Source organism: Nocardioides marmorisolisilvae (assembly GCF_031656915.1).
Lineage (GTDB): Bacteria > Actinomycetota > Actinomycetes > Propionibacteriales > Nocardioidaceae > Marmoricola > Marmoricola terrisoli.
The window spans coordinates 993951-1007063 of sequence record NZ_CP134227.1 but is presented as its reverse complement, the minus strand read 5'-3'; the positions used below and the strand labels follow the sequence as shown (position 1 = coordinate 1007063).

The following is a 13113-nucleotide window of genomic DNA, read 5'->3' as shown; positions in this document are numbered from 1 at the left end:
GCAGCGGTCGTGCAGTCGACAGGAGGAGTTGAGACGAGTGGCCGAGCACGTGACCCCCGTCGTCGATCTATTGCAGCAGATGATCAGGAACCGTTGCGTCAACGACGGAAGTGAGCAGTCGGGGCAGGAAAGTCGCAACGCCGACCTCCTCGAATCCGTGTTGGTGACCGGTGGCCTCGATATCGAACGTATGCGGGCGGTGAGCGGCCGGGACTCGTTGATCGCCCGGATCGAGGGCTCGGATCCCGACGCGCCGACGCTCATGTTGATGGGGCATACCGACGTCGTCCCTGCCGATCCCAGCAGCTGGCGTCACGACCCGTTCGGTGGTGAGATCCATGACGGCATGGTGTGGGGCCGGGGTGCGATCGACATGTACAACTCGACCGCCTCGATGGCGATCGCGGTCAAGGAGCTGGTCCAGGAGGGTTGGCGGCCGCGGGGCACCCTGATCTATCTGGGCGTTGCCGACGAGGAGGCCGGGGGAGTCCAGGGCGCACGGTGGCTGACCGAGAACGCATGGGATGCGGTAACCGCGGACTACGTGCTCACCGAGGGCGGGGGTATGTCGGTAGCGACCCCGAACGGTCGGCGCACGCTGGTCACCGTTGCCGAGAAGGGCATGTATGCGACCCGGATCACGATTCGCGGTACGCCCTCACACGGCTCGCGCCCGTACGACAGCGACAACGCCGTAGTCAAGGCTGCTGAGGTCGTACGCAGGCTGGTGGCCTATCGTCCGACCACCCATATTAGCGACTCGTGGCGCGAGTACGTCGCGAGCATGGGTTATGAGGAATCGCTCGCCGCACAGTTGACCGATCCTCGCGAGATCTGGGCCGGGCTCGAGCGTCTGCCCCAAGATCATGCGCGCATCGCCCATGCATGCACGCACGCCACGGTGAGCCCGAACGTCGTCCATGGCGGAGAGAAGACGAACACGATAGCGGCCCAGGCGGCGCTGGACGTTGACGTCAGGCTCCTCCCGGGCCAGACGCGCGATGATCTCGAAGAGCTCCTTACTGCGGCTATCGGAGATCTGCGAGGCGATGTCGAGTGGGAGTTCTTCAACGAGACCGCCCCCACGCAAACACCGGCCTCGGGGCCGCTGTGGGACGCACTGACAACGGCAAGCATGAAGGTGCGGGCAGACTCCGTCCCCCTCCCGGCACTGATGACCGGGGGAACCGATGCGCGGTTCTTCCGTGCTCGGGGTGCTCAGGCCTATGGCTTCGGCATGTTCAGCAACCGCATCTCGCTGTCGGAGTGGCAGGCGATGTTCCATGCCTCGGACGAGCGCGTCGACCTCGAGTCGCTAGAGATGTCCGTCGCGGTATGGAAGTTCGTCGCGAGAGAATTGCTATCGTAAACCCAACAGGGGCCACTGTAGTGAGTGCTATGGTAGCGTCCAAGAGAGAGATCGGAGGACGGTCATGAAGCCGGTGCGGTTTCGCTACGAGCGGCCGAGCCAGGTGGCTGACGTCGTGGAGCTTCTCGCGGACAACGAGGACGCAAAGGTCATCGCAGGGGGGCAGAGCCTGGTTCCGCTCCTCAATCTCCGGCTCGCTCGGCCGAGCGTGCTAGTCGATATCGGGAGCATTCCGGGGATGAAGCAGATCGAGGCCCGCCCCGACGAGGTCCGCATCGGCGCCGGGACGACGGAGCAGGCGATCCTCGCCTTCGCCGCGAAGGATCCGGCGCTGCCCGGCCTCATCCCGGCGGCCGTGAGCCGCATCGGCCACTTCCAGATCCGCAGCCGCGGCACCGCGGGTGGCTCGCTGTGCCATCTCGATCCTTCGGCCGAATGGCCCGCTCTCGTGCTCACCCTCGACGCGACGATGGTGGCCTTCGGGCCGCGAGGAGAGCGGCTCATTCCTGCAGCGGAGTTCATCGTTGGGCCGCTGTGGTCCGCGCTCGAGCTCGACGAGGTCCTGCTGGAGATCCGGTTGCCGCGCGCCTCCAGCGGCTGGGGGTTCGCCGAGGTCGAGCGCCGTGACGGCGACTTCGCCCTTGTCGGTGCGATGGCGAACCGGGTCGGCGGGTCCTGGACCGTGGTCGCCTTCGCGACCGGCGGGATGCCCCAGCGATTGACCGCCACCGAGGCGGCCCTCGCCTCGGGGATGGACCCCTCTCGGGCAGAGGACGTGGCTCGCGAGGAGTTGGAGGTCGCGAGCGACATCCATGCGTCGGCCGACTACCGACGTGCGGTGGGCGCGAAGCTGACCAGGAAGGTGATCGACCAAGCATGCGCGTGAGCATGAACGTCAATGGCGAACAGGCCGTCGGCGAGGTGGAGCCGCGACTCACCCTCGCCGACCATCTCCGAGACAACCTCGGGCTGACCGGTACCCATCTCGGCTGCGAGCAGGGCGCGTGCGGCGCGTGCACGGTGGTTATGGATGGCTGTGCGGTCCGGTCCTGTCTGATCCTGGCGCCGCAAGCAGAAGGCACGGAGGTGGCTACGGTCGAGGGCCTGGCGGCCGACGGTGAGCTCAACCGGCTGCAGAATGCGTTCCTCGAGCACGCCGCGCTCCAGTGCGGCTTCTGCACGCCGGGCTTCTTGATGAGTGCGACGGTCCTCCTTGCCGAGGGCGCCAGGCTTGACAAGCGCTATACGCGAGAGGAGATCCGCCGGGAGCTCTCAGGCAACGTATGCCGCTGCACCGGCTATGCAGGGATCGTAGAGGCGGTGTTCCAATGCCAAGGATGACCCACGACCAACAGGCGAACCTCGTTCAGGGGCGTGGCACCTACCTCGCCGACGTGCCTTTGGAGGATGCACTCGAGGTGGCGTTCGTCCGCTCGCCCTTCCCCCATGCCACGTTGGGTCCGATCGACCTTGATACCGACCAGGGTCTGACGGGCAACGACCTTCTCGATGACATCCGCCCGCTCGTCATCACCGGGCACGGCCTGAACGATTCCGCGTGGCACCCACTGCCGGTGGACAAGGTCCGCTACGTCGGAGAGCCGGTCGCGATGGTCTGGGCATCCGACAGGTATGCCGCGGAGGACCTCGCCGACTTGGCTGCAGTGAACTACACCCTCCTCGAGGAGGGCACGCAGATTCACGACGGCCTTCCCGAGAACTCGTTCTTCCGGGTCTCCCAGGAGCGCGGAGACGTTGAGGCGGCCTTTGCCCGCGCAGACCACATCTTCGAAGAGACGTTTTCGACCTCGCGTACCTCGGCGATGCCCATCGAGTGCCGCGGGGTGATCGCTTCGTGGGATGCGGCCACTAAGCGGCTCACGGTATGGACCTCGACACAGATCCCCGACATCGTGCGGTCGGCCGTGTCCAGTTCGCTCGGGATGGACGAGCGGTCGGTGCGTGTCGTCGTCCCGGAGGTCGGTGGCGGGTTCGGTCTCAAGGCGCACGTCTTTCCCGAGGAGGTGGCCCTTGCGGCCGCCGCGCGCCGGTTGGGCCGTACGTTCCGGTGGGTCGAGGACCGGCGGGAGAACCTCACCGCCAGCGCGCATGCGCACGACACCGCGATCCGGCTCAAGGTAGGTGTCGCCAATGACGGGAAGGTGCTCGTGGTCGACCACGAGACCGTCCACGACGCCGGTGCATACAGCATCTATCCGCATTCGCCGATCTCGGAGACGATCACCTGTGCGGTAGGGGTCTTCGCGCCCTATGACCTCGACGCATTCCGATTCACCGCACGAGGCGTGGCCAGCAATCGCTGCCCGGCCGGAGTGCACCGGGGAGTCGGAGCACTGGCCGCGACGCACGCGACGGAGCGGATGATGGATGTCATCGGCCGTCGACTCGGGATCGATCCGTTCGAGATGCGCAAGCGCAACCGCATCCCCTCGCTCCCAGCGCCGACGCCCGCGGGCGGTCTGATCGACTCCGGCGACTACGACTCGCTCCTGCGCCTGCTTCGCGAGAACAGCGAGTACGACCGGCTGCTCGAGATGCGCGATCAGGCCCGTGCCGAAGGGCGACTGGTCGGGATCGGTATCGGCCTGTTCAACGAGGGAAGCGGCGTCTGCGCATCCGACTACGAACGTCGAGGGATGGTTTCGATCCCCGGCTACGACGCGGCCCGGGTGATCGTTGGCGAGGACGGAAGGGTTGAGATCCGAACGAGTGCCTCCGAGTCGGGTCAAGGGCACGCCGCGACCTATCGGCACATCGCAGCCACCGAGCTCGGCATCGATCCCGAGCTGATCGACGTGGTCGAGGGCGATACCGATCTGTGCCCGCCGGGGACTGGGAGCTTCGCCAGCCGAGGAGCGGTCGGCATCTTCGAGAGCCTCGTGCAGGCCCTGCGCGGGGTCAAGAAGTTGGAGCTGGAGCCGGGGGCGGATGAGACGCGGACGGTGGACCAACAGCACGTGATCGCCCAGTGCGCAGCATTGGCCGTCGTCGAGGTCGATCCGGTGAGCTTCATCCCTCGGGTCGAGGCGATGACGGTGGTCCACGACTGCGGCACCGTCCTCATGGAGGACCTCGTGAACGGTCAGGTTCAAGGCGGCGCGGCCAACGGGATCGGTTGTGTGCTCATGGAGGCTCATGCGTACGGCGAGGGGGACCAGATCCTGACCGCGAGCCTGGTCGACTACTTGATGCCCCTCGCCTCGGACATTCCCGCGCTCAAGATCGTCCACTTCGAGTCGCCGAGTCCGCTCAACAGCTTGGGCAGCAAGGGCTGTGGCGAGGTAGGCACCATCGCGCCGCACGGTGCGGTCGCCAATGCGGTCATGGACGCGGTCGAACCGCTGGGCGTGCATCTGACCCGGCTGCCCTATACGCCGACAGACATCTACGCGGCAGCGGCGGGTGTGGTCGACGTGTCCGGTGCGGCCCCAGTCGGTGGAGGAGAGCAACGTTGAAGATCTCGATCAGAGCCATGATGGTGACGCCGTTCGCTGCGGACGGCAGCGTCGACCGCAGCGGCGTCGAGCAGCACGTGGGGCGCATCGCCGAGGCGGGCATCGACATGTTCGTCGGCGGCTCGTCGCCGGGCCAGGGCTACACCTTGTCGGTCGAGGAGACTAGCGATCTGTACGCGTGGTCGGTTGCGGCAGCAGCCGGCCGCTCGAGGGTCTACGCCAGCGGCTTCGAGCCGCGGACCAGCGCCGAGCTCGTCGAGCTGAGCCATCTCGTCGAAGGTCAAGGGCTCGCGGGGATGCAGATCTACTCCCTAGACATCGGGCACGGAGGGCGCCCCAGCGATCGTGAGCTCGAACGATACTTCCGCGACATCCTCGAAGAGATCCGGATACCGGTCGTCATCTCCACCCATCAGAACATGGGATATCTGCTCGCCCCGGAGCTGCTGACCCACCTGATCGAGGACTACGACAACGTGACCGGTCTCCATGTCAACAGCGGGAACATGACCTATGTGGCGAAGGCGGTCGAGATCGCCGGTGCTGCTAGGCAACGGGTGAGCGTCCACAACGGGTTCGCCGGGTACGGCATGTCCGCAGTTGCCTTCGGAGCTGATGGCTTCCTCTCGGCCGAGGCCAATATCGCCCCAGAGTATGCCGCCGGCATCGTCGCCGCCTGGGCACGTGGCGAGGTCGGTGAGGCGTTCACGGCCTACCGTCGATTGTGTGCGCTGTCGCCGATCCTGGAGCTCGGCAGCGCGACCCGAGGCGTGAAGGGCGCGATGCAGCTCCTGGGGAGGACCGGGCACCACCTCCGGCCGCCGCTGCTGCCGTTGGACGACGGCGAGCTCGATCTGGTCGCTGACGCGCTCGTGGGTGCGGGACTACAACCGGGCAGCGGTCCGGCGGCCAGTGATTCATACGACGATCGCAGTGCACAGGAGGGCTGACCCCGATGGCTACCACTACCAGCACCACCGGTACCAACCGCGAGGTCGCCGGCGTCGAACTGCTCGACCCGGTCGACGGCGCCTCGATCATCGCCAACACCGAACGGCTGCGGCCGGTCATCGAAACCGAAGCAGGCCAGGTCGAGGCGCACGGGTGCCTGACGCCGAGGATGAAGGAAGCCTTGGTACGGGCCGGTTGCTTCCGGATCGGGTTTTCCCGACGCCTCGGCGGACCCGAGCTGACCTTCCACGAGCAGACGCGAGTGATCGAGCTGTTGTGCAGCGTCGACGGATCCGTCGGTTGGAATGTCAAGATCTTGTCGGACTCGGGCTTCTATGCGAGTCGGTTGTCGGAGCGGGCGGCCGCGCAGGTGTATCCGTCCCTGGACTACGCAACGGCGGGCTCGTTCAATCCGCCGGGAAGAGCGAGAAACGTCGACGGTGGCTACCTGGTCAGCGGTCGATGGAACTTCGGGAGCGGGATACGGTCGGCGGACCAGATTATCGGAGGAGTCCATGTCTTCGACCACGACGAGAAGGTGATCGGACCGAACGGACCGCTCGTACTCGGCGCGTTCCTTCCTCATGACCAAGTGGCCATTGAGGACAATTGGCACGTGACCGGAATGCGGGGGAGCGGGAGCAACAGCTATTCGGTTCCGGAGGTCTTCGTCCCGGAGGAGCACTGCTTCGTCCGATCGGCTGATCCCAAGCCGGAGGGTGACCCGCTGGATAAGCACGTCGAATTCCCTTTTTACAACGCGGTGGGAATCACACTCGGACTGGCACGGCACGCGCTCGATATCACCCGCGCCCGTATCACCGGCGGGCCGGCTCCGATGAGCGACCGCGACGGAGTGCAACGCCTCTGGGGTGAGGCGGCGAGCTATCTCGACGTCGCGCGTTCCCACGCCTACGCCGTGGCTGATCAGCTCGACGAGGTGGCATTCACCCCTGGCCGCCTCCTCGAACCCGAGCTCTTCAGCCGCATGATCGCCATGGGCCCGGTCACGGGCGAACTTGCCCGTCGCGTCGTGGAGATCGCCGTCGAGCTGATCGGATCGGCGGCGATCTACGTCGACAACCCGCTCGAAAGGGTCGTCCGGGACATGCACGCCAACCTGGTCCACATCCAGAACCAGCGCCGCCGATGGGTGGACAGCGCGGTGTGGGACCTGACCGGTCGTCCGGCCAGACGATAACCGGCGCTGCCCCGGTTATTCGGCGCCGTAGTGTCTGCTATAGTTTCACTGTTCCATCCCTGCGGCCGGCAAGAGAGACGATGGTCAAGCAAACACCGCGCAAGGTCTCCAAGCCACCGGCGTGGTCACGTGCATACACCGATTTGCGTCGTCGAATTCTGACGTGTGACATCGCGCCTGGGACAGCTATTTCCGAACAAAGTCTGGCCAAGGAATACCAGATGAGTCCGACGCCGGTTCGTGATGCGATTCAGCGGCTGCGCCACGAGGGTTTGGTCACGCAACGTCCGGACCGCGGAGTCGAAGTCGCACCGATGGCTTTTTCGGATATCCGGCAATTGGCGGAGCTTCGTTGGTCGATCGAGACCGGCATCGTCAAGATCGCAATCGATCGCGCGAAGGAGGCCGACATCGAGGGCCTTCGCCCACTCGCGATAGCTAGCCACGAGCCGATGGCCGGCGCCGAACGGGTGGCTCTCAATCGCGAGTTCCATCTGGCGATCGCCGGGCTGACGGGGAATCCGCGCCTCGTGCACGCGCTCTCGCAGGTCCTCGACGCCTCCGAGCGCTTCTTCCATCTCGGGATCGACGGCTTGGAGCCCGATGCGATGGAGGACACCCACCTCCAGATCCTCGATGCGATCAAAGGCCGCGACCTGGACCGCGCGAAGCTCCTGTGTGAACGCGAGGCGTTCGACAACGCTGAGCGGATCGTACGGGCCCTGGTCGAGCGTGCGGTCAGCCCCGAGGGGGCTCTGGACAGCGTCTTCAGCGGAATGATGATGCAGTCCAACGACACCAACTGAGAGACCCGGTAGCGCGACGCCCCGAACGACTGGTTGTTCGGGGCGTTCTGCTACCCAGGAGGCACGTCGTTTGCGGTCCCGTGTAGCTAACACTATAGTGGCAACTACAGCGCATGCTGCAGGTATCGGAGGTGACAAGTGGCCGGTCTGGCACGCGTAGCCGACGTCCTTGTCGTTGGTCTTGGCGCGGCGGGGGCGGCGACCGCGTGGCGTCTGGCCGAGCGTGGCCATGATGTCGTCGGCGTCGACAGGTTCGACACTCCGCACGACCAGGGCGCCACCCATGGGCGCACGCGGATCGTGCGGACCACATCCTTCGAGTCCGACGACTACGTGCCACTGGGTATCCGGGCGCTGGACCTCTGGCATGAGCTGGAGACCGTTTCGGCTCGTCGGGTCCTGCATCCGACCGGCCTGCTCCTCCTCGGAGCGCCGGACTCACGGATGGTCCGCACGGCGGTCGACCAGGCGGACCGCTTCGCGCTTGCCATCGCCTCCCTCGATCACGATCAGCTGTGCCGGACATATCCGCAGCTGCGGACCGCGACGGGAACGGTCGCCGTCGAGGAGCAGCACGCGGGTCTGGTGAGCCCCGAGCTGGCCGTGCGACTGATGGTCGACCGTGCGGCGCACCTAGGCGCAACGATCCAGACGCCACGGGCGGTGAGCTCGATCGACACCCAGTGCAATCCGGCTCTCGTCCGATTCGCCGACGGCGAGGAGCTGCGAGTACGGCATGTGGTCCTGGCCGTCGGGGCTTGGCTGGGCGACATCGAGGTGTCCAGCCGGTCGCTGCAGGTTCAGCGCATGGTCGTGCCGTGGTTCGACCGTCTCGAGTGGATAGCGAGCGGCCCCAGCCTGCCGGCGTTCATCCATGAGCGGGGAGAGGGCGCGACGCCGATGGGCGGGATGCCCGGACTTCCGGGCGACCCGCAGTTCAAGATAATGGCGCTGGTCGCCACGGAGGCGCCGAGCATTGCTGCGGTCGAGCGCGCAGTATCGCGGCAGCAGTATGCGGCGGTCGAGGAGTACGTCCGGACGCATCACGTTTATCTGAACCCGCACTCGACGGGCGGTCAGGTGTGCGTGACTCTCGACGCCCCCGATGGCGACCCCGTCGTCGGGCCTCATCCGCGACGTTCCAACCTCAGCTTGATCGGTGCGTTGTCCGGTCACGGCTTCAAGTTCGCGCCGGCCTTCGCGGAGATGGTCTGCGACCACATCGACGGGTCCTCGGCGGCACGCATCCCCTTCATCTGTCCGGACCGCTTCAGCGACTGGTCCGCGGCGCACGACCCACTCTTGCTCGACATCTCAGAATTGGAGAACACATGAACGGCGCCGAGTCCGTCGTCCACGCCGCCGCTTCGGTCGGCCTCGACATCTGCTTCGCGAATCCAGGAACCACCGAGGTGCACATCCTCGGTGGCATGAACGCCGAGCCGCGTATCAGACCCGTACTCGGTCTGTTCGAAGGGGTCTGCACCGGCGCGGCCGACGGCTTCGCCCGGATGGCCGAGCGGCCCGCCATGACTCTGTTGCACCTCGGCCCGGGGCTGGCCAACGGGATCGCCAACCTCCACAATGCGCGCAAGGCCGAGGTGCCGGTCGTCAACGTGATCGGGACGCACGCGACCCGACATATGAATCACGAGTCCATGCTCTCCTCCAACGTCCCCGCGCTCGCGCAGGCGGTCTCGATCTTCGTACGCGAGACCCGCGTTCCCGAGGACGCTGCGGCAGATCTCGTCGACGCGCGTAACGCCGCGATCGAGCAGCGCGGGGTAGCAACCCTCATCCTTCCGACCGACGTCCAGTGGTCCGAGGTCCCCGAGCACCCCCGGCGGTCCGCCCAGCTCTGGAAGCCGACCTTCGATGCGGAGCGGATCGAGGAGGCCGCCACTCGCTTGAAGGCCGCGGCGGCCCGAGGTGCGCTGATGATCGGTGGAGCCGGGCTGCACGAGGCCGGCCTCAGGGCGGCCGGCCGGGTGCAGGCGGCGACCGGGTGCCGGCTCTTCTGCAAGCGTCAGCCCACTCGGATCGAATCCGGGCCCGAGATTCCTGTCATCGAGCGCTTGGGATACTTCCCGGACGAGTCCGCCGCCCAACTGGCCTCGATCACCGACATCGTCCTTGTCGGGACCGAGGAGCCGGTCTCGATCTTCGCCTACCGAGACGGGCGTACGCACGTCTTGCCGCACGAGAGTCGGGTGCATCCGGTGGCTCGGGTCGGCGACGACGTCGTCGGTGCCTTGGAGGGTTTGGCCGACTGCCTCGGTGGGCCCGACTCGGCAGCCGATGTCCACCAACCGGTGCGACCGCCTGTGGGCACGCGAGAGCAGCGCTTGAGCGAACGTCTGGCGGCGATCATGCCGGACCGTGCGATCTTCGTGGACGAAGCGATCACCTCCGCGCCGGACGTCTTCGAGCATGCCATGGGTCGTACTCGATTCACCTATCTGGGTCTGACCGGAGGCAGCATCGGAATCGCCGGGCCGCTGGCTGTCGGTGCGGCCGTTGCCGAACCGGACCGCCCGGTGGTCGCGGTCGTCGGCGACGGCAGCGCGCTCTACACGCTGCAGGCGCTGTGGACCCAGGCCCGGGAAGGATTGAACGTCACCACCGTGGTCTGTGCGAACAATCGGTATCGCATCCTCGGCGTCGAGCAGGCCCGTGCCGGTATCGAGGAGAACACAGGCCGGGTCGACGCGCTCATGGACCTGTCGCTACCGACGATCGATTGGTTGCGCTTGGCGGCAGGTTTCGGCGTACCGGCGACTCGGGCCCGCGACCTCGAGGGCCTTCGGACCCAGTTCGCAGGCTCACTGTCCGAGGCCGGCCCGCACCTCATCCAGCTCGACGTCGACGAGATCTAGGGGGATCGCATGGAAACGAATACGGCTCCGCGGTTGGTGGTTCGCGGTGGCAGCCTGGTCGTCCCGGACGGGCTGGTCGAGGTCGACCTGCTCTGTGCTGATGGCAAGGTCGCAGCGTGGCTGGCGCGCGGCGAGGCGGTCCCCTCCGATGAGGCCTATGACGCGTCGGGGAAGCTGCTATTCCCGGGCTTCATCGATCCGCACGTCCACTCCCGCGACCCCGGCCTGACCCACAAGGAGACGTTCTGGCACAGCACGCTCTCGGCCCTGCACGGAGGCGTCACGACCGTCCTCGAGATGCCGAACTCGGTGCCTCCCGTGGTCGACGGAGCGTCCTACTCGAGCAGAGTCGCCTGTCTGGAGCCCCAGGCGTGGGTCGATTTCGGCTTGTGGGGTATGACGCTGGGTCACGAGAACGTCGACGCCATCGACGAGATGTTCGACCTAGGCGCTGTCGCCGTGAAGCTGTTCTGGGGATATGCGCTACGACGAGACACCAGGTCCCTGGTCTACAACATCGGCGATTTACCACCCGAGCAGGTGATCGCGCCACCCGAGAACGGCGACGTCCTCTCGATCTTCCGGGCCGTCGCGGCACGAGGCGGCCTGCTCGCTGCGCATTGCGAGGACCGGCACCTGCTCGAGGCTGCGGAGGAGGAGCTCGGACATTCGTTGTCCACCTATGACGATCTCCTCCGGGCACGACCGGCATCGGCAGAATCCACTGCGGTTACGATCGCGGCGCACTTCGCATCTTTGACGGGGTGCCGGTTCCATGTCGTCCATATGGCTTCGGCCGAGGCAACCGACGTCGTCCGTCGGGCGCAACGTGCCGGCGCGCTGGTGAGTGCCGAGACCTGCCCCCAATACCTCACCCTCACCGATGCGGATTACGACCAGATCGGCCCGACCATGAAGGTTTACCCGCCGATCCGTACGGCTGCCGATCAAGCTGCTCTGTGGCGCGGCATCGAGGACAAGACGATCGCCTCGATCGGCTCGGATCATGCTCCGCATACGCTCGCAGAGAAGGCCGAGCCACTCGACACCCAGCCGGCAGGCATCGTCGGCGTCGAGACGATCGTGCCGGTCATGCTGGACGCGATGGCGCGTGGGCGCCTCAGCCCCCAGCGACTTGCGGACGTCTTGAGCGCGAACACTGCGCGTCTGTATGGCCTGTATCCGCGCAAGGGTATGTTGCGGCCCGGAGCCGACGCCGACATCACGATCGTGGATCCGGAAGGTTCGGTCAAGATCTCGGACGAGCACCTGCATTCACTGAACGCGCTATCGCCGTGGCGTGGCCGGACCCTGAAGGGTGCCCCTGTCGCGACGGTCCTGGGTGGCCGCGTCGCCGCTGAGGCAGGGCAGGTACGTGACCAGACCCCTGCCGGGAAACACGTCCGAGCCGAGCACGTTCGGCCGGTGCGTGAGGAATGAGCTCCACGGTGCCCGCCGATCCCTCGCACAAGGTCCGGATATCGATCCTGGGCTGTGGCGGGACGATCTCTACGGGATTCTCGGGGACCGGCCTGAGCCATCGATTCGCAGCCACCGACCTGGTGGCTGGGATGACACAGCGTCTGGAGAACGTGGCGCTGACCGGGCGCGACGTGATGCAGGTCTCCAGTCGGAACATGACACCGCGCGACATGCTCGCGCTCGCGTCATCGATCGAGGCGGAGGCTGCAGCAGGCGCCGACGGAGTGGTGGTGCTCCATGGCACCGACACCCTCGAGGAGACTGCGTACTTCCTGGGGCTGGTGCTCGAGGTCGCGATCCCGGTCGTCGTCACGGGTGCGATGCGAGCTGCGGATGCGCCGGGTGCAGATGGTCCGGGAAACATATGCGCAGCGGTCGTGGCCGCCTCGGCGGGCGGGCTCCGTGGTTGCGGACCCGTGGTCGTACTGGCCGATTCGGTACACGATCCCGCTCACGTGACGAAGGCGCACACCAGCAGCGTCGATGCGTTCGCATCCCCGGGGCACGGGCCCATCGGGCAGATCGTCGAGGACCGACTCTGGCTGGACCGGGCGCCGTCGTGCCACCGCCTGGGCAGACCTGAGGGCATCCAGCAGACCGTGGAGGCACTCTGGATCGTGGCCGGAGCCCGCGGGGAGCTCGTCCGAGCCACCGCCCAGTATGCCGACGGGCTGGTGCTCGCCGGCACCGGCGGTGGCCACGTCCCTGCTTCGGTCTCTCCAGCGGTGTTGGAGGCGGCAGCTCGAATGCCGGTCGTGCTCTCCACGCGATGTGCCGCCGGGCGGGTACTCGAGGGGACCTACACAGGCCCGGGCTCCGAGCAGCAGTTGCTTGCGAGCGGACTCATAAGTGCCGGAGATCTCGGCCCGTTAAAGGCACGTCTGCGCCTGATGGTGGCTCTCGAGCTGGGCCTGGATCCGAAGGCAGTCTTTGCAGGTGTCTGATCGACGCG

11 protein-coding genes are annotated in these 13113 nt (G+C 66.4%); all 11 read left to right on the top strand.

The window, feature by feature from the left end; translation table 11 throughout:
• The first annotated feature begins 37 nt into the window (after positions 1-37).
• The 11 genes from Q9R13_RS04825 to Q9R13_RS04775 all read left to right on the top strand — a co-directional run bounded on the left by Q9R13_RS04825 (position 38) and on the right by Q9R13_RS04775 (position 13105).
• Positions 38-1369: a M20/M25/M40 family metallo-hydrolase gene (locus Q9R13_RS04825; protein ID WP_310963955.1), complete on the top strand. Its 1332-nt coding sequence runs from the start codon at positions 38-40 to the stop codon at positions 1367-1369.
• A gap of 64 nt (positions 1370-1433) precedes the next feature.
• Complete coding sequence (locus Q9R13_RS04820) at positions 1434-2255, top strand: FAD binding domain-containing protein (RefSeq protein ID WP_310963954.1); 822 nt, start codon at positions 1434-1436, stop codon at positions 2253-2255.
• A complete protein-coding gene (locus Q9R13_RS04815; RefSeq protein WP_310963953.1) occupies positions 2246-2710 on the top strand; it encodes a (2Fe-2S)-binding protein in 465 nt (154 codons plus the stop codon). Before Q9R13_RS04820 ends, Q9R13_RS04815 begins: the two co-directional genes overlap by 10 nt.
• On the top strand, positions 2707-4845 hold the full coding sequence (locus Q9R13_RS04810) for a xanthine dehydrogenase family protein molybdopterin-binding subunit (RefSeq protein ID WP_310963952.1): 2139 nt from the start codon (positions 2707-2709) through the stop codon (positions 4843-4845). Before Q9R13_RS04815 ends, Q9R13_RS04810 begins: the two co-directional genes overlap by 4 nt.
• The gene (locus Q9R13_RS04805; RefSeq protein ID WP_310963951.1) at positions 4842-5795 is read left to right on the top strand and encodes a dihydrodipicolinate synthase family protein; all 954 of its coding nucleotides are present in this window, start codon (positions 4842-4844) and stop codon (positions 5793-5795) included. The genes Q9R13_RS04810 and Q9R13_RS04805 overlap by 4 nt, the downstream gene beginning before the upstream one ends.
• A gap of 5 nt (positions 5796-5800) precedes the next feature.
• Positions 5801-6997, top strand: a complete 1197-nt coding sequence (locus Q9R13_RS04800; RefSeq protein WP_310963950.1) for an acyl-CoA dehydrogenase family protein — start codon at positions 5801-5803, stop codon at positions 6995-6997.
• The gene (locus tag Q9R13_RS04795) at positions 6946-7803 is read left to right on the top strand and encodes a GntR family transcriptional regulator (protein WP_310963949.1); all 858 of its coding nucleotides are present in this window, start codon (positions 6946-6948) and stop codon (positions 7801-7803) included. Before Q9R13_RS04800 ends, Q9R13_RS04795 begins: the two co-directional genes overlap by 52 nt.
• Before the next feature lie 138 nt (positions 7804-7941).
• Positions 7942-9138, top strand: coding sequence for an N-methyl-L-tryptophan oxidase (solA, locus tag Q9R13_RS04790; RefSeq protein ID WP_310963948.1), 1197 nt, complete (start codon positions 7942-7944; stop codon positions 9136-9138).
• Positions 9135-10679 (top strand): acetolactate synthase large subunit, encoded by a 1545-nt coding sequence (locus Q9R13_RS04785; protein ID WP_310963947.1) that lies wholly within the window; start codon positions 9135-9137, stop codon positions 10677-10679. Before solA ends, Q9R13_RS04785 begins: the two co-directional genes overlap by 4 nt.
• A gap of 9 nt (positions 10680-10688) precedes the next feature.
• Entirely contained in the window at positions 10689-12119 is a 1431-nt protein-coding gene (locus Q9R13_RS04780) for a dihydroorotase (protein ID WP_310963946.1), read from the top strand.
• On the top strand, positions 12116-13105 hold the full coding sequence (locus Q9R13_RS04775; protein ID WP_310963945.1) for an asparaginase: 990 nt from the start codon (positions 12116-12118) through the stop codon (positions 13103-13105). The genes Q9R13_RS04780 and Q9R13_RS04775 overlap by 4 nt, the downstream gene beginning before the upstream one ends.
• The last annotated feature ends 8 nt before the right edge of the window (positions 13106-13113 follow it).

What these genes read in the sequence shown, in the direction of transcription:
- Q9R13_RS04820 (WP_310963954.1), top strand. Translation starts at nt 1,434, where the DNA reads ATGAAGCCGGTGCGGTTTCGCTACGAGCGGCCGAGCCAGGTGGCTGAC.
- Q9R13_RS04815 (WP_310963953.1), top strand. Translation starts at nt 2,246, where the DNA reads ATGCGCGTGAGCATGAACGTCAATGGCGAACAGGCCGTCGGCGAGGTG.
- Q9R13_RS04810 (WP_310963952.1), top strand. Translation starts at nt 2,707, where the DNA reads ATGACCCACGACCAACAGGCGAACCTCGTTCAGGGGCGTGGCACCTAC.
- Q9R13_RS04800 (WP_310963950.1), top strand. Translation starts at nt 5,801, where the DNA reads ATGGCTACCACTACCAGCACCACCGGTACCAACCGCGAGGTCGCCGGC.
- Q9R13_RS04795 (WP_310963949.1), top strand. Translation starts at nt 6,946, where the DNA reads ATGGGTGGACAGCGCGGTGTGGGACCTGACCGGTCGTCCGGCCAGACG.
- Q9R13_RS04785 (WP_310963947.1), top strand. Translation starts at nt 9,135, where the DNA reads ATGAACGGCGCCGAGTCCGTCGTCCACGCCGCCGCTTCGGTCGGCCTC.
- Q9R13_RS04780 (WP_310963946.1), top strand. Translation starts at nt 10,689, where the DNA reads ATGGAAACGAATACGGCTCCGCGGTTGGTGGTTCGCGGTGGCAGCCTG.
- Q9R13_RS04775 (WP_310963945.1), top strand. Translation starts at nt 12,116, where the DNA reads ATGAGCTCCACGGTGCCCGCCGATCCCTCGCACAAGGTCCGGATATCG.